27 protein-coding genes and 3 pseudogenes are annotated in these 26029 nt (G+C 52.6%); 20 read left to right on the top strand and 10 right to left on the bottom strand.

The genetic code is table 11. From position 1 onward, the window contains the following. Window positions 1-3: 3 nt before the first annotated feature. The 4 genes from H8S55_RS09990 to H8S55_RS09975 all read right to left on the bottom strand — a co-directional run bounded on the left by H8S55_RS09990 (window position 4) and on the right by H8S55_RS09975 (window position 3715). The gene (locus H8S55_RS09990) at window positions 4-993 is read right to left on the bottom strand and encodes a glycosyltransferase family 2 protein (protein WP_186878849.1); all 990 of its coding nucleotides are present in this window, start codon (window positions 991-993) and stop codon (window positions 4-6) included. Window positions 994-997: 4 nt separating this feature from the next. Beyond that, window positions 998-1849, bottom strand: a complete 852-nt coding sequence (locus tag H8S55_RS09985; RefSeq protein WP_186878848.1) for a site-specific integrase — start codon at window positions 1847-1849, stop codon at window positions 998-1000. 282 nt (window positions 1850-2131) lie between these two features. Then, entirely contained in the window at window positions 2132-2980 is an 849-nt protein-coding gene (locus H8S55_RS09980; protein WP_243200556.1) for a tyrosine-type recombinase/integrase, read from the bottom strand. 66 nt (window positions 2981-3046) lie between these two features. Then, a complete protein-coding gene (locus H8S55_RS09975; RefSeq protein ID WP_243200569.1) occupies window positions 3047-3715 on the bottom strand; it encodes a hypothetical protein in 669 nt (222 codons plus the stop codon). Here H8S55_RS09975 and H8S55_RS09970 point away from each other — a divergent pair. The 12 genes from H8S55_RS09970 (at window position 3605) to glf (ending at window position 15263) form a co-directional block, all read left to right on the top strand. After that, window positions 3605-4006 carry a tyrosine-type recombinase/integrase gene (locus tag H8S55_RS09970; protein ID WP_243200555.1) on the top strand — a complete coding sequence of 134 codons (402 nt, stop codon included), beginning with the start codon at window positions 3605-3607 and terminating at the stop codon, window positions 4004-4006. The genes H8S55_RS09975 and H8S55_RS09970 overlap by 111 nt on opposite strands. A gap of 274 nt (window positions 4007-4280) precedes the next feature. Beyond that, entirely contained in the window at window positions 4281-4562 is a 282-nt protein-coding gene (locus tag H8S55_RS09965; protein WP_186878845.1) for a hypothetical protein, read from the top strand. A gap of 61 nt (window positions 4563-4623) precedes the next feature. Next, on the top strand, window positions 4624-6102 hold the full coding sequence (locus tag H8S55_RS09960; RefSeq protein ID WP_186878844.1) for an ABC transporter permease: 1479 nt from the start codon (window positions 4624-4626) through the stop codon (window positions 6100-6102). An 81-nt stretch (window positions 6103-6183) separates the two neighbouring features. Next, a complete protein-coding gene (locus H8S55_RS09955) occupies window positions 6184-6903 on the top strand; it encodes an ABC transporter ATP-binding protein (RefSeq protein WP_186878874.1) in 720 nt (239 codons plus the stop codon). Next, on the top strand, window positions 6890-7726 hold the full coding sequence (locus H8S55_RS09950) for a glycosyltransferase family 2 protein (RefSeq protein ID WP_186878843.1): 837 nt from the start codon (window positions 6890-6892) through the stop codon (window positions 7724-7726). The genes H8S55_RS09955 and H8S55_RS09950 overlap by 14 nt, the downstream gene beginning before the upstream one ends. Then, window positions 7710-8684, top strand: a complete 975-nt coding sequence (locus H8S55_RS09945; RefSeq protein ID WP_366467788.1) for a DUF4422 domain-containing protein — start codon at window positions 7710-7712, stop codon at window positions 8682-8684. Before H8S55_RS09950 ends, H8S55_RS09945 begins: the two co-directional genes overlap by 17 nt. A gap of 41 nt (window positions 8685-8725) precedes the next feature. Further along, window positions 8726-10774 carry a DUF4422 domain-containing protein gene (locus H8S55_RS09940; protein ID WP_186878841.1) on the top strand — a complete coding sequence of 683 codons (2049 nt, stop codon included), beginning with the start codon at window positions 8726-8728 and terminating at the stop codon, window positions 10772-10774. A gap of 12 nt (window positions 10775-10786) precedes the next feature. Continuing rightward, window positions 10787-11569: a glucose-1-phosphate cytidylyltransferase gene (rfbF, locus tag H8S55_RS09935; RefSeq protein ID WP_186878840.1), complete on the top strand. Its 783-nt coding sequence runs from the start codon at window positions 10787-10789 to the stop codon at window positions 11567-11569. Continuing rightward, window positions 11569-12627, top strand: a complete 1059-nt coding sequence (rfbG, locus tag H8S55_RS09930; protein WP_186878873.1) for a CDP-glucose 4,6-dehydratase — start codon at window positions 11569-11571, stop codon at window positions 12625-12627. The genes rfbF and rfbG overlap by 1 nt, the downstream gene beginning before the upstream one ends. Next, window positions 12624-13556, top strand: coding sequence for an NAD-dependent epimerase/dehydratase family protein (locus H8S55_RS09925; RefSeq protein ID WP_186878839.1), 933 nt, complete (start codon window positions 12624-12626; stop codon window positions 13554-13556). The genes rfbG and H8S55_RS09925 overlap by 4 nt, the downstream gene beginning before the upstream one ends. Further along, on the top strand, window positions 13553-14128 hold the full coding sequence (rfbC, locus tag H8S55_RS09920; protein WP_186878838.1) for a dTDP-4-dehydrorhamnose 3,5-epimerase: 576 nt from the start codon (window positions 13553-13555) through the stop codon (window positions 14126-14128). The genes H8S55_RS09925 and rfbC overlap by 4 nt, the downstream gene beginning before the upstream one ends. 1 nt (window position 14129) lies before the next feature. Beyond that, on the top strand, window positions 14130-15263 hold the full coding sequence (glf, locus tag H8S55_RS09915; protein ID WP_243200553.1) for a UDP-galactopyranose mutase: 1134 nt from the start codon (window positions 14130-14132) through the stop codon (window positions 15261-15263). A 72-nt stretch (window positions 15264-15335) separates the two neighbouring features. Here the strand turns inward: glf and H8S55_RS09910 are convergent. From H8S55_RS09910 to H8S55_RS09900, 3 genes and pseudogenes are all read right to left on the bottom strand, one after another. Next, window positions 15336-15689 (bottom strand): annotated as a pseudogene (locus H8S55_RS09910) (transposase); the annotation flags it as partial. Between the two features lie 147 nt (window positions 15690-15836). After that, complete coding sequence (locus tag H8S55_RS09905) at window positions 15837-16196, bottom strand: transposase (protein WP_186878835.1); 360 nt, start codon at window positions 16194-16196, stop codon at window positions 15837-15839. Window positions 16197-16350: 154 nt separating this feature from the next. Then, window positions 16351-16548, bottom strand: coding sequence for an Arc family DNA-binding protein (locus H8S55_RS09900; protein ID WP_186878834.1), 198 nt, complete (start codon window positions 16546-16548; stop codon window positions 16351-16353). A gap of 397 nt (window positions 16549-16945) precedes the next feature. Here H8S55_RS09900 and H8S55_RS09895 point away from each other — a divergent pair, with 397 nt between their 5' ends. The 6 genes and pseudogenes from H8S55_RS09895 to H8S55_RS09870 all read left to right on the top strand — a co-directional run bounded on the left by H8S55_RS09895 (window position 16946) and on the right by H8S55_RS09870 (window position 20386). Next, a complete protein-coding gene (locus H8S55_RS09895) occupies window positions 16946-17131 on the top strand; it encodes a LysR family transcriptional regulator (protein WP_186878833.1) in 186 nt (61 codons plus the stop codon). Window positions 17132-17143: 12 nt separating this feature from the next. Continuing rightward, window positions 17144-18228 (top strand): annotated as a pseudogene (locus tag H8S55_RS09890) (site-specific integrase). After that, the gene (locus tag H8S55_RS09885) at window positions 18228-18572 is read left to right on the top strand and encodes a plasmid mobilization protein (RefSeq protein ID WP_243200566.1); all 345 of its coding nucleotides are present in this window, start codon (window positions 18228-18230) and stop codon (window positions 18570-18572) included. Before H8S55_RS09890 ends, H8S55_RS09885 begins: the two are co-directional and overlap by 1 nt. Then, window positions 18565-18921, top strand: coding sequence for a helix-turn-helix domain-containing protein (locus H8S55_RS09880; RefSeq protein ID WP_186878831.1), 357 nt, complete (start codon window positions 18565-18567; stop codon window positions 18919-18921). The genes H8S55_RS09885 and H8S55_RS09880 overlap by 8 nt, the downstream gene beginning before the upstream one ends. Window positions 18922-19073: 152 nt before the next feature. Beyond that, window positions 19074-19433, top strand: coding sequence for a helix-turn-helix domain-containing protein (locus tag H8S55_RS09875; protein WP_207721824.1), 360 nt, complete (start codon window positions 19074-19076; stop codon window positions 19431-19433). A gap of 53 nt (window positions 19434-19486) precedes the next feature. Then, window positions 19487-20386, top strand: coding sequence for a hypothetical protein (locus H8S55_RS09870; protein ID WP_186878830.1), 900 nt, complete (start codon window positions 19487-19489; stop codon window positions 20384-20386). Between the two features lie 95 nt (window positions 20387-20481). On the opposite strand, the pseudogene H8S55_RS09865 reads toward H8S55_RS09870, so the two are convergent. The 3 genes and pseudogenes from H8S55_RS09865 to H8S55_RS09855 all read right to left on the bottom strand — a co-directional run. After that, window positions 20482-21078 (bottom strand): annotated as a pseudogene (locus H8S55_RS09865) (IS3 family transposase); the annotation flags it as partial. Window positions 21079-21387: 309 nt separating this feature from the next. Then, complete coding sequence (locus H8S55_RS09860; RefSeq protein ID WP_186878828.1) at window positions 21388-23061, bottom strand: recombinase family protein; 1674 nt, start codon at window positions 23059-23061, stop codon at window positions 21388-21390. 80 nt (window positions 23062-23141) lie between these two features. Beyond that, on the bottom strand, window positions 23142-23324 hold the full coding sequence (locus H8S55_RS09855; RefSeq protein WP_118625161.1) for a hypothetical protein: 183 nt from the start codon (window positions 23322-23324) through the stop codon (window positions 23142-23144). Window positions 23325-23750: 426 nt separating this feature from the next. Here H8S55_RS09855 and H8S55_RS09850 point away from each other — a divergent pair, with 426 nt between their 5' ends. Together H8S55_RS09850 and H8S55_RS14525 are read left to right on the top strand one after the other, a co-directional pair. Further along, window positions 23751-23987, top strand: a complete 237-nt coding sequence (locus H8S55_RS09850) for a hypothetical protein (RefSeq protein WP_186878827.1) — start codon at window positions 23751-23753, stop codon at window positions 23985-23987. A 1724-nt stretch (window positions 23988-25711) separates the two neighbouring features. After that, window positions 25712-26023 (top strand): ParB N-terminal domain-containing protein, encoded by a 312-nt coding sequence (locus tag H8S55_RS14525; RefSeq protein WP_366467782.1) that lies wholly within the window; start codon window positions 25712-25714, stop codon window positions 26021-26023. Window positions 26024-26029: the final 6 nt, after the last annotated feature.

Raw genomic sequence — 26029 nt, 5'->3', positions numbered from 1 at the left:
CGTTCAAATTGTCCTGTGCTCTTTTTTTCGTTTCATATACTTTGCAAACCACAGTAGCCTTGACATTCCTTTCACACCAATCAAATACATGGCAGCAGTACATGCCATTACAGCAAAATCCGTCGTGGGTCTCAGAATTTTTCGGTAATCTCGATATGCTTTTTGTGCTTCCCTTTGATGTGGTGTACTTACTTCACACAATAATGCCAAATTCAAGAGGTACTCGAACTGGAATCCGGCAACAACAGGTCCTATCCACGCAAAACCAGAGTACCTTAAGCGTTGGATACTATTTTCCAGCACGGAAACTGTATCCTGTACACGTTTTAATGGGACCTCATTCATCAATGAACCACTGCGTCCAATTCGGTAATAATAAAATGGCAAAGGTGCGGTTCGGATTTTTGGTCCTGCTAAATACAGCCTCGTCATGAAATCAATATCTTCCGCGTAGGTATTTTCTGTAAAAAGCAGCATGTTCTCCAGCAAAAAACTCCGACGATATACATTCTTCCAAACATTCCAGAAGCACTGATGACTTGGGAGAATTTTTGCAAGCTCTTGCACCTGACTCACATGTTGCGAACCAATCTGCTCCACAAGCTGATCCGTTTCATTTGCTTCAAAATGCTTGTAATAGTCCGTCATCCACACGTCCACTGAAGTTCCATTTTTGCGGATAGAGGACAGTAGTTGAGATAGTGTACCTGTTTCAACAAAATCGTCACTGTCAATAAATAAAACATAGTCTCCTGTGGCTGCCTGCAATCCACAATTTCTAGCATTGGACAGGCCTGTTCCATTCTGTTCCAGCACCATCACCTGGGTATGTTCTGCTTTATAGTGAAGCGAAATTTCTTTACTCTTATCCGTAGATGCTCCCTGCACCAACAGCAACTCATCCCCGGGGGCCAGTGCGGGCAGCAGCGAGTTCAAGCATATAGCCAGATATGGTGCTACGTTATAAACAGGGACAATGACACTGATTTTCATTGTCTCACTCCCACCCCACACTCAACTGCTCCGTCTCCAGCTGCCGCTCATAGGCCTGCCGCACCAGAAGGTCGAAGTTGGCCTCGATGCCGGAAATGGTCGTCTTGTAGAGCTGCCGCAGAGCTCGGATATTGCCCTTTTCGGCCGGTATCTTGGCCTCCAGCGCCAGCTTTTGGATGAACAGGCTGACCTGAGTCCTGGCGACGGCGGAGCCGTCCTTCTTGGTAAAAATCATGCCGGAGGGGTGGCCGTTCTCTCGGGCGTAGCGCAGCAAATCCGCTTGCAGACTGGCCGGAAAACGAACGATTTCCAGTTTCTTGCCAGATTTCAGAACGGCGTGGCCGGTCTGGACGGCTTCCACCGTCACCGCCGGTAAGTCCAGCACGGCGATTCCTGTGGTGGCGAAGAGCTTGGTCAGGACATAGGCCCGCTCATCCTCTAAAATCTTGGCGGTCTGGAGCATTCGGACGTACTCCTGCCGGGTCAGCTCCGGGGTGTCGAAGTCCTCGGCGGGGAGCTGCTTGGTCACCTGAAATTCCCGGCAGCCCATGCTCTCCAGCAGGGCGTTGACGGTGGAGACCTTGCTGTTCACGCTGCGGACGGCGTAATTCTCCGCCAATAGCTGGTCCCGCCAGTCGGAGAGTGTGTTTTTTCCTACCAGTTTGTCCGCCGAGAGAAAGTCATAGAACTGCCTTAAAACTCGTTCGCAGCTGCGGACGCTGTCCTCTCGCCGCCCCTGGGCACGGAGCCTGGCGGCGTAGTCGGCCAGAATCTCCGGTGTCAGCACCGTGCCGTCCGCCGTCCGGCGGAGCAGCGCCGGGTCGATTTGAATTGTCTCAACGTGTAGCCGTCCCATTGCTCAACCCCGTTCGTTCTGGACGTAATTGTTGTTTTGTAATGCAATGGGCGGTTCTTGTCTGAAAACAGCATAAAAAAACGCCCTGCAAGACATTTGCAGGGCGAAAAGTGATAAAAAATGATTGAGCCGGTTCAAATTCCTAGGAATCGGCTCTGTTTTTGGCTGTAAAATTTTACAGAATGCTTGCCTTTTTGCGTGGGAAGTGGTATCCTAACGGTGGATTTTTGTACCTTTTTCGGGGTGTGACTCTGTAAGACTGCTAAACAACAATTATGCAAATCATCGGACCAGACCCAGCTTGTCCAGCTGCCGGAGGTACTCTTTTCCCGTAGACATGAGGTAAATTCGGGTGGTCTCAATGCTGCTGTGCCCCAGCACATCGGCCAGGCGCACCACGTCGTGGCAGGAGCCGTAGAAGGACCGGGCGAACAGACTGCGGAGGTTGTGGGGGAACACCTTGCTCCGCTCCACGCCCGCCGCTTCGCAGAGGGCCTTCATGCGGGTCCAGATAGATTGTCTTGAAACAGGTAAACCGTCTTGGGTGAGAAACAGCTTGCCCGAGGCGATTTTTTGCTTTTTGGCGTACTTTTGCAGCTTGCGGCACAGTCGATGAGGCAGCAAAATCGTGCGAATTTTCCCCTTCAAGGCGATTTCCGCCACGCCAGCCCGTACCGCCTCCACGGTGATGTACTTCAGCTCGCCCACCCGGATGCCGGTGGCGCAGATGGTTTCTAAAATCAGCTCCATCCGCAAATCGCCCTTCTCGTGGGCCGCCTGGACCAGACGCTGGTACTCCTCTTTCGACAGGTCCTTTTCGGATTTGCGAAACATCTGCCGCTGGAGCTTGAGATATTTGACTTTGCAGTCCTCCCGCCCCATGCAAGTGAAAAACTTGTTCACCGCCGCCAGCATGGCGTTCACAGAGATGGGGCGGTAGCCGGCCTCGGACAGCGCCGTTTTCCACTCCATGGCCAGCTCCTTGGTCACGGCCCGGCCATCCGCCCACTCCGCAAAGCGGGTCAGGGAACGGAGGTAGGCCTCGATAGTGCTCTCCTCCCGCTCGTCGTGGCGCAGGTAGTCCTCGAACTGGTCGAATTCCCGCTGGGTCAGCTGCATTTTCTTTTTCATGATTCTTCCTCCAATGCTGATATTTGCATCATTGTAGCAGTGACCGGCGGATTTGGCAGTATTGACTTACAACTCGTCCCACTCCGGCTGGCCGTCTCCGTTCAGCGTCTTCATGTAGTAGTGATGCAGCTTCAATAATCCTGTAATTTCCGGCGAAGCCTGTTTTCCGTTTTCCTTCATCCAGCGCTTTTCTTCCCAGATCCGCTGCAAAACTGTCGTGCTTTCGTGGTGTGTATTGCCCGTCCATGCGGACACTGCCTTGTAAATTTCACGCTCCATCCGCACTGTCAAGGGGAAGTAAAACTCTGCCGGTGCGAGGCGGACGACCTCACAGAGGATACCGAAAACCGTCCGCAACTCCTTTGCGTTCCGAACCCCCAGCTGCTCCGGCACGAAGCCAAACAGCTGGCCCTGGCAGGTGTTCAGCAGCAACAGCGCATTCCCGATTTCTTTGGGACCCATGCAGGAGAGCGTCTGGGCAATGACGATGGCCCGCTGCTCCTCCTTGCTCAGCTCCTCCGCATGGCCGCACACCTCCGCCAAATACGGCAGGGCAATTCTACGCAATTCCACCTTCCTCTGCACGTTTCCCCGCTTGGCCAGCATCTCGCAGTAGGTCTTGTAATGCCGGAAATACAGCACCCACTCCTCATAGTTGCGGGGGAGGGCAAAATCCGCACCATCCTGCTCCCCCATCGGCTCTGCCGGAAGCTGCAAAAGTACGCCAAACAGCAAAAAATCGCCTCGGGCAAGCTATTTCTCACCCAAGACGGTCTCCCCGTTTCCCGGCAATCTATCTGGACCCGCATGAAGGCCCTCTGCGAAGCGGCGGGCGTAGAGCGGAGCAAAGTGTTCCCTCACAACCTCCGCAGCCTGTTCGCCCGGTCCTTCTACGGCTCCTGTCACGACGTGGTCCGGCTGGCCGACGTGCTGGGGCACAGCAGCATTGAGACCACCCGAATTTACCTCATGTCCACGGGGAAAGAGTACCTCCGGCAACTGGATAAGCTGGGATTGGTCCAATGATTTACATAATTTCTATTTTGTAATGCAACAGGCGATTCTTGTCTGAAAACAGCATAAAAAACGCCCTGCAAGTCATTTGCAGGGCGAAAAGTGATAAAAAATGATTGAGCCGGTTCAAATTCCTAGGAATCGGCTCTGTTTTCGGCTGTAAAATTTTACAGAATGCTTGCCTTTTTCCGCCGGAAGTGGTATTCTAACGGTGAATTTTTGCACCTTTTTCGTGGTGCAGCTTTTTTGAAGTACAAAACAACAATTACGTCCAAAACGAACGGGGTTGAGCGCGGATTTACTTCGCTACGCCCAAGAAAACGGCCACCCCTCCGGCATGATTTTTACCAAGAAGGACGGCTCCGCCATCGCCCGAACCCAGGTCAGCCTGTTCATCCAAAAGCTGGCGCTGGAGGCCAAGGTGCCCGCCGAAAAGGGCAATATCCGCGCTCTGCGGCAGCTCTACAAAACCACCATCTCGGGCATTGAGGCGAACTTTGATTTGCTGGTGCGGCAGGCGTATGAGCGGCAGCTGGAGACGGAGCAGTTGAGTGTGGGGTGGGAATAACTCTCACTCTGGAAGCCCGACGGGCTTCCAAGAAAAATCTATGGAATCAGGAACGCATTTTATGAAATCAAACAAACAACAGCCAAGTTTTAACCTGAAACGCATCTGCGCCCTCTGCATCGCAGTGTATGTGGCGCTGGTCATTCTCCTTTATTTTCTCATGGGCCACCAGTTGCACTTCCGGGAGTCCCGGGGGGATATTGCTTTGCCCGTCGCTGAGTCCGGCACCGTGGAGCTTGTGCAGGGGGCGGTGCTCGAACAGACCTTCTCCATGGAGGTCCAGCGCTTGCAGGAAATCAGCGTCCAGTGGGGGACCTACTACCGCCCCAACAGCGGCACGGCGACCATGGAGCTGTACAACCAGAATGACGGGTCCCTGGTGCTGTCCAAGACCTTCGACGTGTCCCAGATCCAGGAGGGCGGCCTGACCACCATGACGGCGGACGAACCCATCGAGGGGCTGTGCAACACGCCCCTGCTCCTGCGGGTGTACGCCGACTCCGCCCCCGGCACGGCGGCCTCGCCCCTGATGTCCGTCAGCGGCGCAGCGGCCTTGAACGAGGACCTGAAAGAGGGCCAGACCCCCTTCTCCCTGACCATGAACGGCCAGCCCGCCGAGGGGGTTCTCTGCTTCTCTGTCACCGGCGAGGACTACATCTGGACTGGCCTGCACTACTGGGAGTTCACTGCCGCTTTGGGTGCGGTCATCGCTCTGTATCTGCTGCTGGTTTACCGGAAGTGGAAGCGGGGCGAACACAGCGTTCTGGCCAACGCCCTGGTGGCGGTGCAGAAGTACCGCTTCCTCATCAAGCAGCTGGTGGACCGGGATTTTAAGGCCAAGTATAAGCGCTCGGTGCTGGGCGTGTTTTGGAGTTTCCTGAACCCGCTGCTGAATATGCTGGTGCAGTATGTGGTGTTCTCCAATATGTTCAAGTTCGATATCCCGAATTTCCCGGTGTATCTGCTGTGCGGCAACGTGGTGTTCAGCTATTTTTCCGAGTCCTGCGGCATGGCGCTGACCTCCATCGTGGGCAATGCGGGGCTGATCACTAAGGTCTATGTGCCCAAGTATATCTACCCGCTGACGCGCATCATGTCCTCCATGGTAAATCTGCTGATTTCCTTGATCCCGCTGTTTGCGGTGGCGCTGTTCTCCGGGCTGGTCCCCACCAAGGCGTATCTGCTGCTGCCCATCCCCCTGTTCCTGCTGGCGCTGTTCTGCCTGGGGCTGGGGATGCTGCTGGCTGCGGCCATGGTGTTCTTCCGGGATATTCAGTTCTTGTGGGGCGTGCTGACCACCATCTGGATGTACCTGACCCCGATTTTCTACCCCGTGAGCGCCCTGCCGGAGGGCGTACAGGCGGTGGTGAAAATGAACCCGCTGTACCTCTATGTGACCTTCGTCCGCAGCTGCATCATCGACGGTATCTCCCCGGAGCCGGTGATGTACGCCCAGTGTGCGGTCATTGCGCTGGTGACGCTGGTGATCGGCGCGGTTGTCTTCAAAAAATCTCAGGACAAGTTTGTCCTCTATCTGTAACAGGTGGCGAGCATGAGGAAAGAAACGAAAAAAGAACTGCGGGAGCGACAGGCCCGGGATGCCGAGCGCCAGCGAAAGAAAATGATCGAGGTCCGGGACGTGTCCATGCGCTTCCGCCTGACGGACGACAAGATCATGTCCCTGAAGGAATTCGTTACCCGCAAGCTCAGCGGCAAGCTGAAAATCAACGAGTTCTGGGCGCTGAAGCGCGCCAGCTTCGACGTGTACAAGGGCGAGGTCATGGGCATCATCGGCCACAACGGAGCCGGCAAGAGCACCATTTTGAAGGTGATCTCCGGCATTTTAAAGCCCACCGAGGGCAGCGTGACCAGCCACGGCAACATTGTCCCCATGCTGGAGCTGGGCTCCGGCTTTGATATGGACCTGACGGGACATGAGAACATTTTCCTCAACGGCGCGATCTTGGGGTACAGCGAGGAATTTTTGCAGTCCAAATATGACGAGATCGTGGCCTTCTCCGAGCTGGGGCAGTTTATCGAGGTGCCCATCCGCAACTACTCCTCCGGTATGCTGGCCCGGCTGGCCTTCTCCATCGCCACGGTGGTGAATCCCGAGATTCTGATCGTGGACGAGATTCTGTCTGTGGGCGATGCGGACTTTCAGGAAAAAAGCCGCAAGCGGATGCTGGAATTGATGAGCGGCGGAACGACGGTGCTGTTTGTGTCCCACAGCTTGCAGCAGATTCGGGAGATGTGTGACCGGGTGGTGTGGCTGGAGCATGGGGAGGTGCAGATGGTGGGGGCCACAAAAGAACTCTGTGATGCTTATGAACAGAGTTAAGGAACCGCAGATTTCCGTGATCATGGGTGTTCTCTATCGGAAAGCAGATACAACACCCTTGGAACGAAGCGTCCGGTCGATTTTGCAGCAGACCTATAAAAATTGGGAATTTTTGATCTGCGATGATGGATCGAGCCAAGAGGCCCTTACAACGCTTGCACGATTCGCAAGGCAAGATGGCCGCATTCAATTGGTCCGGGGCGTTCCGGCCACAGACCTTGCCTCAAAATTGAACGCCTGCTTCCGTCGAGCAAGAGGCGCGTATATTGCACGGATGGATGATGATGACTGGTCTGAACCGCAGCGATTTGAAACGCAGATTCAGGCGTTGGAGGATGACCGGAATATCGCGTTTGTGGGCAGTAATGTTGCCCTATGTCGGGACGGGAAGGACTGCGGGGAACGGCGGCTTCCGAAATTCCCTGATGTGAAGGATTTTTATATCACGCAGCCTTTTATCCATCCCGCACTGATGTTCCGCAAAGAAGCATTAGACACTGTCGGCGGATATTCCGAACGCAAGAGCCAGGTCTTATGCGAAGATTACGACTTACTTCTGCGGCTTTACGCGAACGGATTTCGCGGCATGAATCTGCAAGAAAATTTACTGACATATTCTCTGCCATCCACGGCAAAGGAGCGGCGAAGGATGCGGCATAGGTGGAACGAGAGCGTTACGCGGTACGAAAGATTCCGGGACCTGGGACGATTGCCGTTGGCGTGGCCCTTCGTATTGAAGCCATTGGCGGTGGGGCTGCTGCCTGCCGGGCTGCTTCAGAACATAAAACGTCGGCTTGAAGGGGGGTGTGCTCATTTTGACTGAGAAACCGGAAATCAAGATTTTTGTGTCACATAGGATCGATATAACCAGTGAACTGGTCAATAATCCGCTGTACATTCCCGTTCGCTGCGGCGCAGTGTTTGATAAAGAGAATCCTATGAATATCGCAGGAGACGACACGGGAGAGAATATTTCGGAACAGCGGTCTCACCTGAGCGAGTTCACGGTGGCCTATTGGGCGTGGAAAAACCAAACCGCCGACTACTATGGGCTGTGCCACTATCGGCGCTACCTGTCCTTCTCTGACCTCACCTACCCCGTGGACACCCAGGGGCTGGTGGAGGAGGACTTTTTGAATCAGGAGACTATGGAAAAATATGGTCTCTTATCACCAGACCACATGAGCCAGATCATTTCGGAATATGACGCGGTCATCCCCCAGCCCGCCCCAGTACATTTGATCACGACACCAAAAGGGCCCCAGTCCAACGTGGGGGATGTCTGGCGGGCAAACGCCGGGGTCTTGATCGAATCGGACACCATAGACCGGATGCTTGCACTGATCGACCAAAAGGCCCCGCAGTACAGCCGCGCGGCACGGGAGTACCTGAACAGCACCGAGCACCGGGGCTATAACTGCTATGTGTTCAAGCGGGAATTGTTTGACCGGATGTGTCAGTTTCAGTTCCCCATCCTGTTTGAATTGGAGCAGCACCCCAGCGGAAGATTACAGCGGGTCCCGGGGTATGTGGGAGAGATTTTATTCGGGATATTCCTCTACCACATCATCCACTTTGAGGACTGGAAAATCAAAGAGCTGCAGCTGGTCAAATTCCTGGATACGCGGCCCGTCCGGGGAACATGTGACCTGTGGCTCCGAAAGATGAAACGCCGTGGAGACCGTGTGCTTCGGATGCTGCTGGACCCGCTGTTCCCCAAAGGGAGTCTGCGGCGGGAGCGGCTGAAAAGTATGGTCCGCACAATAAAGTCCGTAGTTTAGCGAAAAAATACCAATACAAAATAGACAGAGGAGAAAGAGACGTGGAGAAAAAAGCGTACAAACCGGTCCCTGATGTGGAATGCCTGAAATATCATGGGACCCCGGAAAAGCCGGATATCAAGATTTTTGTGTCCCACCGAATTGATTTGGACAGTGAGACCATTGATAATCCGCTGTATATCCCGGTTCGCTGCGGCGCGGTGTATGACGAGCGGGAAAACGTGGATATGCTGGGGGATGATACGGGGGATAATATTTCGGAGAAACGGAATAGTTTCTGTGAATTGACAGTCTTATACTGGGCCTGGAAAAATGTGAAGGCAGATTACTATGGACTGTGTCATTACAGAAGGTATATTTCTTTTGCGAAAAAGTCTTTTCGTCCGAAAAATGATAAGAGTGGTTTTTTGGTAACTGATAAACTATCAAAGAGCAATTTAAAAAAGTTTTCGTTACAAAACATCGAAGTCATGAAGGAAGAGATTTTGCAACATGATTTAATAACCACACCGAGTGAAAATGTCTATTACGCTTGGGACGGTAAACATTCGTCTATGTATGAACTGTGTAAATCTCGAATCCGAGACTTTGATATGAACGGTGTAGATTCTTTTATAAAAATAATAAAAGAAAAATATCCGGATTATTCAAGCGATGTAGATCAATATTTTGAGGGGCATTTCGCAAAATATTACAACTGTTTTGTCATGAAAAAAACGGTCTTTGATGAATTTTGCTCAATGCTTTTTGATGTTCTTTTCGAATTGGAAAAGCATCTAGATACAACGCATTATGGAACATGGAAAATGCGAATGCCTGGGTTTATGGCAGAGAATTTGTTCGGTATTTTCTACCTGCATCTTCTCCGGTCTTCGAGATACAAATGCTGTGAAAAAGATTTAGTATATTTTTCCGATACTAAAAGCGAACCAATTACAGACTTGTTGCCTGCGTTCAAGGAAAATAACGTTCCTGTTGTAATAAGCTCCAGTAATTATTTTGTGCCCTATGCAAGTGTTTTCATAAAATCGGTAATCAATAATTCTGCGTCTATAAATAATTATGACATTATTATATTTGAACATGATATTACAGACGATAACAAACGGCTAATGAAGAAGATGGCAGAAGGATATACAAATGTATCAATTCGCTTCTATAACGCGCAACCACTCTTAAAAAATGTCGACCTTTTTGTAAACTCGGCAAATCAATCAATAGTTGCCTATTACCGTTTGCTTGCTCCATATATTCTGAAACACTACGATAAGGCAATCGTAATGGATTGTGATATTGTTGCAAAAACTGATATTGCAAAATTGTATGCAATCGATGTTAAAGACTACTGTATGGCTGCTGCATTAGATGTCGTTTGGCAAGGCTGGTATAACGGCGACAAAGAAATTCAAAAGTATTGCAAGAAAATTTTGACACTTTCAAATCCGTATGAGTATGTAAACACTGGTGTGGTTCTTTTTAATCTTGAAAAGTGTCGAAAAACAATTTGTAAAGAAGAACTACTAAAAATAGCTCAAAGTCATAAGTTTATCGTGCAGGAACAGGATGTCCTGAATTTGGTATTTGATGGAAAAATTAAGTTTATAGATATAGCATGGAATATGTATGCAATGGTTGCTCCAAATATCAAAGATACGATTGATAGCTTTGCGCCTATAGCTGCTAAAAGAGACTATCATGATGCTCATGAACGACCTTTTTTGCTGCATTGGGCGGCACAACCAAAACCATGGGTTTTTCCAGAAATGGATTATGGGTATGAGTGGTGGAAGGTTGCAATACACACTCCTTTTTTTGGAACAATAATTTCACGAATGGTAGATACAAAGTTGGGGCAACTCCATCCTGCAGTTTACGATTTACAATGTCGAGCAGGAATTTTCGACACCCGATCCGGTGCCCGCAAGCTTGCCGACAAGCTGCTCCCCAAAGGCACACGCCGCCGCGAGTTTGCGAAGAAAATTCTCCCGAAAGGCTCTATTCGCTGGCAATTCTGCAAGCAGATTTATTACATTTTCAAACCGCAATATCGGCCCGTCAAAGTAAAAACAGACGAAGATACGGAAGAATAAAGGAGAGCATACATGAAAGTCATTATTTTAGCCGGTGGCTTCGGCACCCGGATCTCGGAAGAATCCCAATTCAAGCCCAAGCCCATGGTGGAGCTGGGCGGGATGCCCATTCTGTGGCACATTATGAAGCTGTACTCCGCCCACGGCTTCAACGAATTTATCATCTGCGCGGGCTATAAGCAGCACGTCATTAAGGAGTATTTCGCAGACTACTTCCTGCACACCTCCGACATTACATACGATTTTACCAAGGGCACCAACGAAATGATCGTCCACCACAACGCCTCGGAGCGGTGGAAGGTCACGGTGGTGGATACCGGCCTGAACACCATGACCGGGGGCCGGGTGAAGCGGGTCCGAGAGTTTGTGGGCAACGAGCCGTTTATGCTGACCTATGGCGACGGTGTGTCCGACGTGAACATCACCGAGCTGGTGAAGTTCCACCAGTCCCACGGCAAGCTGGTGACCATGTCCGCCTATAACGCCGGGCAGCGCTTCGGCGTGCTGGACATCGGCCCCGACGGCCAGATCAGCGAGTTCCGGGAGAAGACCAAGGGCGACGGCAACATGATCAACATCGGCTTTATGGTCTGCCAGCCGGAGTTCATCGACTACATTGAGGGTGACGACACGGTCCTGGAGAAGGCCCCCCTGGAGACGGTGGCCAAGCTGGGCCAGCTGATGGCCTATAAGCACAACGGCTTCTGGCAGTGCATGGACACCGTGCGGGAGAAGGAGACCCTGGAAAAAATGTGGGCCACCGGACAGGCCCCCTGGAAAGTGTGGGCCGACTGATGGACTTGAGCTTCTATAAAGACAAGCGGGTGCTGGTCACCGGCCATACCGGGTTCAAGGGCGCGTGGATGTGCCGGGTCCTGGTGGACGCCGGGGCGATTCTGACGGGCTACTCGCTGGAGGCCCCCACCCAGCCCAACCTGTTTGCGCTGGCGGGTGTGGAGGACAACATGACCAGCATCATCGGCGACGTGCGGGACCTGGCCCACCTGATGGAGGTGTTCGACCAGACCCAGCCGGAGCTGGTGCTGCACCTGGCCGCCCAGCCCATCGTGCGGACCAGCTATGAGCAGCCGGTCTATACCTACGAGACCAATGTGATGGGCACGGTCAACATTCTGGAGTGCGTGCGGACCCACCCCTGCGTCAAGTCCTTTCTGAACGTGACCACGGATAAAGTGTATGAGAATAAGGAGTGGGCCTGGGGTTATCGGGAGAACGAGCCTCTGGACGGCTACGACCCCTACTCCAACTCCAAGTCCTGCTCGGAGCTGGTGACCCACAGCTACAAGAGCAGCTTTTTCCAGGACGGGCGGACCGCCATCTCCACGGCCCGGGCGGGCAATGTCATCGGCGGCGGCGACTTCGCCCGGGATCGCATCATCCCGGACTGCGTCCGTGCGGCGGCGGACAAGCAGCCTATCATTGTCCGCAATCCCTACTCCACCCGGCCCTATCAGCACGTGCTGGAGCCGGTGATGGCCTACCTGATGATCGCCCAGAAGCAGTATGAGGACCCGTCCTTCGCCGGTTGGTACAACGTGGGTCCCGACGACTGCGACTGCGTGACCACCGGAGAGCTGACCACCCTGTTCTGCCAGGCCTGGGGCGACGGCATGACCTGGGAGAACCGCTCCGAGGTCAACGCCCCCCATGAGGCGAACTTCCTGAAGCTGGACTGCTCCAAAATCAAAACGACCTTCGGCTGGACCCCCCGCTGGCATATGCAGGAGGCCATCCAGAAGACGGTGGAGTGGTCCAAGGTCTGGATGGACGGCGGGGATGTGCCGGCGGTGATGCGGAAGCAGATTCGGGAGTTTGAGGAGGGTGTCAGATGAAAAAGGCAATCGTGACCGGCGCCAACGGCTTCGTCGGCGGCGCGACCCTGCGGGAGCTGCTGCACCATGGCTATGAGGTGTGGGCCGTGGGCCATCAGGACCACTTCTCCAATGTGCCGGAGGACCCCAACGTGCATAAAGTCTCCTGCGATTTGGCGGAGATGAAGACACTCCCGGAGAAGATACCGACCGGAGAATACGACCTGTTTTATCACTTTGCCTGGGCCGGTTCTGCCGGTCCGGCGAGAGCGGACACGGCGCTCCAGCTGAACAATGTGCAGTGGACCGTGGATGCGCTCCGGGCCGCCAAGGAGCTAGGCTGCCGCCGTTTTGTGTGCGCCGGCAGCATCGTCGAGCACGAAACGATGGCGGCGGCCTATACCCAGGGGAACCGGCCCGGAATGGGCTATATTTATGGCAGCGGAAAGCTGGCGGCCCATACCATGTGTATGTCCGTGGCGGCCAACATCGGGATCGAACTGGTCTGGCCGGAAATCACCAACGCGTATGGCATCGGGGAACGCAGTCCCCGCCTGGTGAACACCACGATCCAAAAGTGTATCCGAGGAGAAGTCCCCCAGTTTACCGCAGGGACGCAGAACTATGACTTTGTATACATCGACGATGTAGCCAGAGCCTTCCGGCTCATCGGCGAGAAGGGCAAGCCCTTCCACGAGTATCTGATCGGCAGCTCCTCCGCCCGGCCCCTGCGGCAGTTTTTGGAGGAAATGCAGCAGGCCATCGCACCGGAGCTGACCTTCGCCTTTGGCGATGTGCCCTTTACCGGGGTGGACCTGCCGCTCTCCCGCTTTGATTGCACGGAGACAGAACGGGATACTGGATTCCGGGCAGAGGTCAGCTTTGCGGAAGGCTGCAAGCGGACCTGTGACTGGTGGCACAAAGTACTGGCGAAGGAGGAAGAAGGATGATTCAGAAATTTGAATTTCACGAGACGGAGATCGCAGGGCTGATCGAGGTGACACCCTTTAATGCGGACGACATCCGTGGCTGCTTTACGAAGGATTATTCTAAAGAGGTGTTTGAGGCCAACGGAATTCATCACGACCTGGCCGAGGTGTTTTACACGACCAGCCACAAGGGCGTCATTCGCGCCCTGCACTTCCAGCGCGTCAAGCAGCAGCCGAAGCTGGTGCGCTGTATTTGGGGCCATGTGTGGGACGTGGTCGTCGATCTCCGCAAGGACAGCCCGACCTTTCAGAAGTGGCTGGCATTTGACCTGATTGGGGATAAGCACAATGAGATCCTCGTACCTGCCGGCTGCGCGCACGGCTACCTGGTGCTGGAGGATTCCATTGTCTCCTACAAGTGCGGCGAGAAATTCTACGGCGAGTATGACGACGGCATCCTGTGGAACGACCCGGATATTGGCGTTGCCTGGCCGCTGGAGCAGGTCGGCGGACCGGAAAAGGTGATTTTGGCGGATAAGGATCAGAACTTGCAGACGTTTGCACAGTTCATGGACAGCTATGGCGGATTTTAATATGGACTACCTTGTAATTGGCTGCGGCCTTTCCGGGGCCGTCGTAGCCCGCCACCTTGCGGAACATGGAAAGCAGGTCACCATTTGGGAGCGCCGGGACCACATCGGCGGCAATATGTATGACTATGTGGACGAGCACGGCTTTCTGGTTCAGAAGTACGGCCCGCACACGTTCCACACGAAGAAAAAGGAACTGTATGACTATATGTGCCGATTCGGCCGGTGGCAGGACTATAAGCTGACCTGCGGCGCGGCCTGGGGCGGGAAGTACACGCCGACGCCCTTCAATTTCACCACCATCGACACCTTCTATCCGGCGGAAAAGGCGGAGCTGCTGAAAGAAAAGCTCAAAAAAGCCTTTTCTGGCCGGGATACCGCCACGGTGGTGGAGGTCCTGGCGCACCCCGACGAGGACATCCGGGGCTATGCGGAATTCCTGTTCCAGAACGACTACGCGCCCTACACCGCGAAGCAGTGGGGAGTGTCTCCCAGTGAGATCGACCCCAGCGTGCTGAAGCGGGTGCCGCTGCGGTTCTCCTATGAGGAGGGGTACTTCGACGACCCCTACCAGGTGATGCCGGAGCAGTCGTTCACGCACTTTTTCCAGAACCTGCTGGATCACCCCAACATTCACGTTGAACTGGGTGTTGAGGCCCTGGACCACATTCAAATTCGAAATGACCGTATCTTCCTGGACGGTGTTCCACTGGAGATTCCCGTGGTGTATACCGGCGCGCTGGACGAGTTGTTTGGCGGCATCTATGGCCGCCTGCCCTATCGTTCCCTGCGGTTCGAGTGGAAGTATGAGGACAAGGAGAGCTTGCAAGATGCGCCCGTCGTCGCGTATCCTCAGGAAGCGGGCTATACCCGAATCACCGAGTATAAAAAGCTGCCCGTCCAGACCGGCACCGGGACCAGCTACGCCCTGGAGTACCCGCTGACCTATCAGGAGGGCACCCAGCAGGAGCCCTATTACCCCGTACTGACCGAGCAGAGCAAGCAGCAGTATGAACAGTACCGCCGCGCCGCCGAGGCCGTTCCCAACCTGATCTGCTGCGGACGTCTGGCGGATTTCAAGTACTATAACATGGACCAGGCGTTGGAGCAGGCGCTCAACGTTTGTGAAAACATCTAAGGGCTCCATATGACCACTGTGGTAGTCCAGCCGGTGCCGTCAAGATTTGGACCTGTTGACAAACATAAAAATTCAGCTGAAACCCATCGTGGCCCCAGCAGAATAATAAATTGGGAGATAGCGAAAGATGGCAGAAAGATGACATTTTGCCATCCGCTTAAGATTTAGGGCCATGGCGGCAAGGAGGCATTCTTCCGTAGCTGCAAGAATGCCCCTTTTTCGAATCTTTGAAATACAGTGTTCCCGTTTCAAGACGGAGAAACTGCCCTCGGCCCAGATTTTACGAAGCCGCATCATGGACAGGAATTCAGGAGTTCCCACGCGCTGATGCCCTCTGAAAAATGCCGGATAACAGCTGCTGGCCAACACTCTGCGCCGAATTCCAGCCTTGTCAAAACAGCTCGGCCGTTTTGGACAGCGCATACAGGCATCGCCCTCGACCTGGTACTCTGTTCAACTTCTGTTTCTACATTGATCCAGCTTTCTCTTGATACGTTGGCCGGAATGTAGCTTCCATCCGCAGCCATAGCTTCTCCGTCGATCAGCCCGCTGTCTATGCATTGCTTGACTATTTCATAAAAGGCTGCTCTGTTGCCATTTTCGTGTTCTGGTCTTGCTGAATGTGGAGTGATTTGGGATCGTGTCATCCAGTTCAAATCCGCAAAACCATCGGTAGGCGATGTTGAGCTGAACTTCCTCCACCAACCGCCGCTCTGATTTGATGCCATACAGGTATCCGATCAAGAGCATTTTGAACATACTGACAGGGTCCACAGATGGACGGCCTGTTGCCGGATAATATGGCGCCAGAAGATCATAGATGAAATCAAAGGATACCATCCGCTCGATCTTCCGCAGCAGGTGGGTTTCTGGAATCAGTGACTCTATACCCACGAAAATCATTGCCATTTGTCTGCTTTGGTGTCCCATCATGCTGCATCCTTCCTATAACTATTGTTCCACAGAAAGGATTTGCGCACCACTTTGTCAACAGGTCCAAATCTTGACGGCACCCATTATCCATGCCCTATGAGCAACGCCCAACAGACCCAGCCAACACGGCTGTTTCTATTGGGCGTTGTGTCATTCAATCCAAGCGAAAATCTTCTGCCTGCATAGCTTCCTCTACAAGGCGATACAGAAGTCCATTGACGGATTCCCCGTGCTTCTGTGCAAAGGCCTGGATAATCTCCTTTTTCCCTTTGGGAACACGGAATTTGATTTCTTCGACCTTTTCCTTCTGCCATTTTGCGGTTGCCTTTTTCTGGGCCTCTGATGGTGGCATAAAGCTTGACCTCCTAGCTAAATGGGGGATGTGTGTACAATGAAATCAAAGTAAATAGCAAAATAGATATATAGGGGTCCTTATATTTGTGAGAAATTTCAATTGAAATAGGGGCCCCTATATTATATAATAGCATCAGAAAATGAAACAGCGGCAGTGTAAAAGAACTGGCACTCTTTTACACCTACGCAGGTGCCTTACCACCTACACAACGGAAATCTCCGCACCGCAGATTTAGTATACACTTTTTTCGGCCAGTAGGCAAGAAAAATCCTGTGGGAGTTGAGAGTACGATCCATGACTGACGGTCACCGTGTAGGCTTCTGCCCTGCACGGTGCTTTGTTTTCCAAAACATTGCTCGGCCTACTGTGAACGGGCGCATAAGGAGTGTGCAGCATGGAAAACAAAAAATTTCTGAAGGTCAGCGATGTAGCGGCGATGATGGAGGTGTCGGAAACGATGGCATACAAAATCATCCGAGGACTGAACGCAGAGCTGCGGGCCAAGGGGTATCTTACTGTGGCCGGCCGGGTGAACAGAGTTTACTTCGAAGAGAAAATCTACAGCGGCCAGTCTGCGTGAGGGGGGAGCGATATGTCTGTTTATAAGGCCCCCAGCGCGGCACGTGGTACTCTAAACTCCGTTACCGGGATTGGAAGGGGGAGGTCCATTGGGCAACCAAGCGCGGCTTTTCCACCAAGCGGGAGGCGACGCAGTGGGAGCGGGACTTTCACCAGAGAAGAAGCAAGGACTTGTCCATGTCCTTCCGTGCTTTTGTGGACGTCTATCGTGAGGACCGGACTCCGAGACTGAAAGAGAGCACCTGCAGCACAAAGAAAAACATTATTAACAACAAGATTCTGCCCTACTTCGGTCATATGGCGGTCTGCGATATTAGTTCCACAGATGTGGTTCAGTGGCAGAATGAACTGCTGCGCTATCGGGACCCGGTAACGGGAAAGCCTTACTCCCAGGTTTATCTGAAGACGGTTCACAATCAACTCAGCGCCATTTTCAACCATGCGGTCCGATTTTATGATCTCCAGAGCAACCCGGCGCAGAGAGCAGGGAATATGGGAAAAGAAAAGCCGGCAGAGCCAATGCGGTTCTGGACGCAGGAGATGTATCAGAAGTTTTCGCAGGCGGCGATGGAAATTCCTCTTGCCTATTACTGTTTCCAGGTTCTCTATTGGTGTGGCATCCGGGAGGGCGAATTGCTGGCCCTAACGCCGGAGGATGTGGATTTGGAGAAGCGGAAGCTCTCGATTTCTAAGACATTCCAGCATATTCATGGGCGGGACATCGTTACTTTGCCGAAGACACCCAAAAGTACGCGGGTAATCACCATGCCGAAATTCCTCTGCGACGAACTGCGGGACTATCAAAAGATGTGTTATGATCTGCAACGGACGGATCGGCTGTTTCCTGTGACGAAGCACTTTTTGGCAAATCATCTTCACAAATTCGGAGACAGACAGAGCTTGCCGCGCATCCGGGTTCACGATTTGAGGCATTCTCATGTGTCGTTACTGATCCATTTGGGGTTCAGCGCTGCGGCTATTGCAGAACGGATGGGCCATGAGAGCATTGACATCACGTATCGTTATGCCCATCTCTTTCCCACGGTACAGCAGGAGATGGCGAGACAGTTGGAGCTGGCGGAACAGGGGGAAATATGATGTCACAGAAGAATTTAGACTGCCACGGACGGCTTCGAAGGGTGACGATTGCATTCCGGGTATCGCCGGAGGAGAATGCAGCGATCAATGAGCGGGTGCGGCTGTCTGGACTGACAAAGCAGGACTATCTGTGCCGACGGAGTCTGGAACAGGATGTAGTAGTTGTCGGAAATCCCAGAGTATTTCGGGCACTGCGGGAAGATATGTGCCGTATCAGCAAACGGCTGCTGGAGCTGAACGGTTGTTCCGAGGAGTCCCCGGAATTTTGGGAAGCGGTGAAGTATGCTGCACGATTGTACCATGACTTGATGAAATTTGGAGAACAGGAGACAGAACATGCGTGAAATTGAGATGCCGCCGAAAGTAGATTTGAAGCAGGTCGGTTTGCGAATCGCAAAACTGCGGCGGATGCGGAATATGAGCCAGGAGAAGCTGGCGGAGGCAATTGGAATAGAGGCCACACAGGTGAGTAAACTGAAACATGGCTATGCCAACAGCAAGCTGACGACGGTGTATGCACTGTGTCGTGTGCTGGAGGTGTCTCTGGGCGAACTGGTTGGAACGCCAGAACCGGCCGAGGATGCTGCACTGCTGACAGCTCGATCCCTGCTGAATGGGTTTACGCCGGGAGAACTTAGTGTGATTGCGGACTTGCTCCAAACGGCGCAGCGAAGCTTGACAAAAAACGTGTAAATCGACAGTAAGAAAATGCCGGAGAGAACCTGACACGGTTCTTCTCCGGCGTTTTGCGTCATAGCCTGCGAGCAAGATTCCCTGCCGGGAGGCCATGGAAATTTGAAAGCGACCTGTTATGCTGAAGAAAAACAGCGAGGAGTGAGGGTGTCGTGTCGAAAGATAGATATAAGGACAGCAGGTTAGGTGTAAACATCTGGTCAGCACGGATCGCACAGGGCATGACCCAGCAGACCTTGGCGGAACGAGCCGACCTTTCCGTTCCTTACGTCAGCCGAGTAGAGCGAGGTGAGAAGGAGCCAAGTCTTTCGACGTTGCTCCGTGTTGCGGACGCATTGAATATTGGTTTGGACGAGCTGCTTGGACTGAAGCGAGAACAGGTTAACCGATCGAAAGAACGGAAAATTCTCGAAGGGTGTACCGTGGAGCAGGAGGCTGTACTGCTGGAAATGCTGATTGAGCTAAAGAAGATTGTAGTACGGGAATGGGTGCGCGGTAAGCATGAAAATTGACCATTATGCTGAAAAATGGTATAATATAACTAAAATTGACGGAGGTGAACGCTGTGATACGCAAAGCACACAAACAAAGAAATGGTGCGGCGGGAGATGTTATCTATGCTGAAAATGCAGAACCCGGAAAGCGATATTTCTGCGCGATGTGCGGAGTGGGGCTGCAATTGATGACCCGGAATGGAGTATCTTTTTTTGTGTGTTACCCTGATACGGAACATGGAGATCCGTATTGTCGTAAGCTATCGAGCCAAGATAAGCGGCCTCACAGCATGGAAAAGTTTGATAAAGATGCGTTTTTTTCTCATATTTTGAGAGAACAGCAGAAGAGAACGGGAGGACATGGACCCGCAGGAGGAACGAAAAAAGGAGGTGTCCCCGGGAAGGAACCGGTGCCGGGAGAACAGAACGAAGACGAAAAGCCCGTGAGTACACTGGAGCAGATGTGGCAAGAGGGGTACATCTACATGGGCGGCCTGACCCATTTGGGTTCGGGACGGCTTCAAGACACTTTGATTTCGAACAAGTCCGCCAATATATGGCGTAGAGGGAAGGTCACCGGAACGAGGGTGATACAGTGCAGAGTGGATGGGATATATGCCGAAGGAAAAAAGCTGTTTCTGAAGTGCCTATACCATTCAGAGCATGGGTGGGATAAGAAACTGCTGGTACTGCACTTCCGTGAAGATGAGGCATTTGACGGCGTTCGGACTAAATTGTACCGCAGAAAAGAAATGGACAACGGCACAATGAAGACTTTTGTGCCAAAGTGGATATTACTGGCGGCGAATTGGGAGGACTACTGTCCGCCTGATTGTAAAAACCGATGCAGTGGGGCGAAATACCCCGCTGCGAAATGTCGCAATTGCTATGGCAGGATGGAAGGGGAGTTCATCAATCAGCGGCAAATCTACGCCCCTGAAGAACCCTCCAACTGGGAAGAACAGCGGTGAGCCATGACAGGCGAATCGGTTATGATGAAAAAGTCAGCACTGGCATGGATGAAGTGACCCCGAAAAGTTAGACAATATTTTGAAGTAAAAATTGTTCAAGCAGCCGAAAGGGCTTGTTGTCTGTGAATTGCAGGCGGCAAGCCCTTCAGTTTTGCCTTGATCCTGCGGTTGTTGTAGTAATCCAGATATGCAACGAGTTCCTGCTTGAAGTGTTCCATGGACTGAAATTCCTGCAAGTACAGCAGTTCGCTCTTGAGCAGCCCAAAGAAATTTTCTATCACAGCATTGTCTAGACAGTTTCCTTTTCGGCTCATGCTCTGCCGGATGCCTTTCTCTCGGAGCATCCGTTGATACTGTTTATGTTGGTACTGCCAGCCTTGATCAGAATGGAGAATGAGGTTTGTTCCGTCTGGAATTTTTGCAAATGCCTCGTTCAGCATGGTCGTCACCATGCTGAGCACAGGGCGATCCGATATGGTATAGCTGACCAGATCGCTGCTGTGCAGATCGAGAATTGGAGACAGATACAGTTTCTGGCCAAACAAACTGAACTCTGTCACATCGGTGACCCACTTCTGGTTTGGCTTTTCGGCGCGGAAGTCCCGGTTTAAGAGATTTGGCGCAATTTTGCCAACTTCACCCTTGTAAGAACGATACTTCTTCATCCTGACACGACAAACCAAGTGTAGCTCCAGGTACGGTAATGCATTTGAGGATGAAATATCGAAGGTCAAGAATAAGTCGCAGATCGCCTTTTTTGTGTCAGCACGCATCACATGAACCTCATATGTTGAACTGTTTTTTATAGTTTACCCCTTGTTTTAAAACTTGATAAGTGGAATGATTAAAAATAAGGGGCAAAATAGAGGGAGAGCAGAAGAAAATCTGTGGTCAAAAGTTGGCCAAAGAAAAAGAAAAACCCCGGAAACCATTTGTTCCCCCCTCACAGGGGTAACAAGTGATTCCTGGGATACCCCGGCAGGTCATCGTATTTACGACGCCTACCGGGGTTCATCTGCGTCTTGGGGTTCCGGTGCTTCCAGTGCTTCTTCCACATCCTGCTGTCCACTGCCGACATAGCCAATGCCGTTGTAGCAGATCTCCACGGTCTGGGGTGCGTGCTTAGACCACTTTACTTCTTTTTCGTGAACCACGATCTTCTCGATAAACAGCCGCAGCAGTTCCGGCGTCAGCTCCGTGATATCCGTATACCGCTTCGCTTTGTCGAGGAAGCTGTCCGTCCCGTTCACGGTTTCACGCAGACGCTGAATCTCACTCTCTTTCTGTGGAATACCGGCGGTGATACGGTTCTGTTCTTCCGTGTAGCTGCCGGAGAGCATCTGGAACTGCTCTGTTGTGATGCGGCCCAGCACACTGTCCTCATACAGCTTTTTGAAGATCGCATCCAGTTCTGCTTTCCGCTTCCGCATGGCTGCCAGTTCTTTCTCCTGCCTGCGGATCTCCCGCTGAAGCTCGGTGGACTGCTTGCTGCCAATGTAGGCGGCGAACTTTTCCGGATGTTCCCGCGCCGCGCTCGTCACCCGGCGCAGGTCCTCCAGTACGATCTCGTCCAGAACACACTCCCGGATGTAGTGGCCCGTACAGGCTTCGCCATCCTTCTTGTAGGTGCGACAGGTAAAGTGATTGTAGCTGGCGGACATGGTATGCGCCCGGTGCAGCACCATGTTGGAGCCGCAGTCGGCGCAGAACACAAGGCCAGAATACTTGCTCTGTTCTTCCATCTTTGTCAGACGGCGCTTGTTCTTACGGACTCTCTGTACCATGTCCCAGACCTCCCGCGTAATGAGGGCGGGATGGGTATTCTCAAAGACCATGCATTCCTCTCTTGGATGCTCGACCCTCCGTTTGTCCTTGTAGGATCTGCTGCTGTGCTTCATGTTGACGGTATTGCCTAGATAGATCTCGTTTTCCAACATATCCGCTACTGTATCCCCAGACCAGTGATACGGGCGCTGGGTATCCAATCCCGTATGAGTCATGCCGTACTTGGTATAGGCGTACATGGTGGGTGTCAGCACCTGTTCTTTTTTCAGGATTCTGGCGATCTGGCTGGGGCCGTTGCCGCTGGCGCACATGGCGAAGATCCTGCGGACGATGGTCGCCGCTTCCTCATCCACCTCCAGTTTCTTTGTGTCCGGGTTCCTGATATAACCGTAGGGCGCTCTGGTCCCCAGCCATTCTCCCCGTTCCGCTTTGGCCTTCAGCACCGCACGGATCTTCCGGATGGTGTCCCGAATAAACCACTCGTTAAACAAATTCTTGAACGGCATGAGGTCATTGCTCTCGCTGCTGTCGGTGTCCACATTGTCATTGATGGCAATGTAGCGGACGCCGAACATGGGGAAGCGTTCCTCGATGTAGAGTCCCGTGTGAAGTTGATTTCTACCGAGGCGACTGAGATCCTTGGTCACAATGATCCCGATCTCGCCGTTTTCCATGTCTGAGATCATCTGCTGGAACGCCGGTCTTTGGAAGGTTCCTCCCGAAAAACCGTCATCCACATAGAAGCAGGGGCTGGGGAAATGGTGATCTTCCGCGAACTTCTGCAAAATAGCTTTTTGATTCTGGATGCTGTTGGAATCGCCCTCTATCCCATCATCCTGGCTGAGACGGCAGTACAGGGCGGTTTTCCTGATTTGGTTTGACTGATTCATACAGCCCTCCTTTTCTTTGTCAAACCGTTCCGAGCATTGCGACACCACAATACCCCGAACGGTCTGAATTGTCCAGCACTTTACGCGCACAGCTTTCCCTGCCGGAAATCCAGTTCCGCCAGGGCTTTCAGCTTATCCTCCACAGTTTCACTGCCGTGCCGTGGAAACACGGAGATGACTCGAATCTCCCGCCCGCAGGCTGTCTGCGTCCGCTCCACGGTGATATGCTCCTTATCGATGGTGATATTGGCTTTTTGCTCCATAGGCTCTCCTTTTACTATTGTTTACTGGTTTTGCCCACACGCCGCCTGTGGGGGCCTCTGCCAGAGGGGATGGGCAGGGACGCTGCCCGGTGCGGAAGAACGCCGCACGGTGCGGCACGGGGCGAACGGGCGGGTATTTACCAACGGCTTTGAACTTTTAAACCGCTTTCGACAATGTTGCCGAAAGCGGTTTTCTGTTTTTTCAGATACCCCCTCACTACTCCTCCCGAAAAAATAGCGTGGTGAATACCCCGGAATCAAAAGTTCCTGCAAAAGATTTAAGGTCAAGGGTGTGCAATAGACACCCTCGCCGTCCAACCTTGGGTGTCTTATTGACACCCAAGGCGAAAAAATCGGCAGACAGGCTCTTGTAAAGTCTGTCTGCCGATGGTAACATACCGCAAATCGAAGAAGGAGGCATGGAACATGATGGCTGCTGTTTTATCGCTGGGGCTGGCGCTGCTGGGAGGGATCATCTGTCTGGCGCAGACGCTGCGGCTGTCCGTACCGCTGCTGTACGGGGCATTGGTTATCACGGTATTCCGCCCGTGGTATCTGGCCCATACCGCTCTGGCGGACGGGATTTTCTTTGCTCTGGTGGGGCTTGTGGCGCTGTCATGGATGGTGACGCTGATTCGAGCGGTGCGGGAGATGATCTGGTAAAGTAAGGGTTGGCAAGATTGCCAACCCTTACTTTTAGACAAGCGCGTCAAAAGGTCTGACCGGGTTCGGTGAATTCACCGAACCCGGTTTTCAGCGTCTACCGCTTTTGACAAGATTGTCTGAAGCGCTTTAGAGCGGTCCACTGTGATCGGGTTCGGCCATATTGCCAACCCGATTTTATATGCTACTTTCCGGCAGTGCTGCCGAGAAGTTTCCGCCCGCGGGCGGCATGGGGGACTGGGGTCTACCCCAGCAAGCGCGTTTGTCATACAAACGCTATGCTTGCGTCAATGCCGCCATAGGCGGCGTTGACTTTGGCCCCGCCAATCCGTGCTGTTGACCAAAGCCGGTATCCAAAGGCCAGAAAGAATCCGTAAAGACTTGAATCTTTGCTCCAACAGAGTTAATATCACTCCCACCTAAGCATGCCTACATTTATAGTTCATTCCCCAGAACGATTGACTTTTTAAAAGATACTGATATAATTAAACTCACAATCAAAACAGAGACAAGGGTGCGCACCCTTGTCCCACAGGATTCCCCTGTGGGACAATTCCCCTCTGCAATCTTTCTTTAGAGAATGAACTGACTGCACGGTAAATCATTTCGATTAAAGAACAACTTTGATTGTAAAGTATTCTCCCTGCGTATTGCGCGAGAACAGATGCCGCAATAAACAGGGAGTACCTTTAAGATGTGAGTTAGTTGCATCTAACTCGCGCTGGAGTTTTACCAGAAACCAGTGTGAGTCTATTCACAGCGGTTAGATGACTCTAACTTATGTAAGTAAACCTCGAAGTGTTAGTGATTATTAGTACACTTGTCGAGCCGCCTGACATCCTTGCGCATAATACGCAGAGAGGCTGCGGGGCGGCAATATATTTTGTCGGCAGTTAGTGGACACTAGCCGACGAGCGGTGAGAAAGGAGCGGATAAGGAATAAGAATATAAGGGATTCCATGAGGTTCCCTGATGGCGTCAAGCACATATGATTACTTCCTATTAGGAACACTGTAAATACAAGGCTTTTCGGAGCCTACAAACCAGAAAAAACAATATTTGATCTATCACATTACGCAAAAAGCCGTCCGGCATGAAAAACGGGCGGCTTTTTTGCGTGGATAGACGGAAAGGAGGTGCAAAAATAACTACAAAATTTTAGCGTTCAAATTTGTGCAACTTTAACGAAAAGGAGGATCGCAAATGGCCGATGAAAAATTGAATACTGGCCCTGCGGAGAATATTTCCCCGGAGGCCGCCGAGCCTATCACCACACCCGAACAGGCCGCAGCGTCTGAGCCCCAGCAGGAACAGACCGGGCCTGCCATACCTGGTCCGGCGATGTGGTTGTGTCCTTTGACAAAATCACTGAACTTATGGCGGAAAAGAGGCAGAACGCCCGCGCCGAAGTCGAAAAGGCGGAACCCCCCGAAACGCCAGAGGCGGCAGCCCCCGGAGAAACACCGCAGCCCGCCAATACGAAGGAACCGAAAAAGCCGCGCCGTGGCCGTCCGCCGAAAGCGGAAAAGGCTGCGACTGAAAATCAGAAAGCGGAGAAATCGGCTGGGGCCCGCAAGGGCCGCCCACCCAAGGCGGATAAGGCGGCCCCTGACAAGCCCAAGCCGTCCAAACGAGACAAAGTGTCCCGAAGCGATGGAAAGGCCCCGGATGCCAAGGAGCCCATTAAGCCCGCACAGGATACGGCACTGAAGGAAACTGCTGCTGTGGAACAGACGGCTCCCGAGCCGACTACACCGCCCCGCCCGGTTGAGGAAGGCAAGCTGGTTTATCTGAAACTTTCCGAGGTTCATCCGTTTCACACATTCCGTCCGCACCCCTTTAAGGTACGGGACGATGCGAAGATGCAGGAAATCGTTGCTTCTATCCGCGTAAACGGTGTAATGGTTCCCGGTCTTGCCCGCCCGGAGAAAGATGGAAACGGCTATGAAATTGTAGCGGGCCATCGCCGTACCCACGGCAGTGAACTGGCGGGGCTGGAGGAAATGCCCTTTATCAACCGCCGTTTATCTCCGTGAATTTGG

Origin of the sequence: Flintibacter faecis (assembly GCF_014287875.1) — a bacterium.
Classification (GTDB): Bacteria; Bacillota; Clostridia; order Oscillospirales; family Oscillospiraceae; genus Lawsonibacter; species Lawsonibacter faecis_A.
The sequence above is the reverse complement of the archived record's forward strand: the minus strand, read 5'-3'. Positions and strand labels throughout refer to the sequence as shown.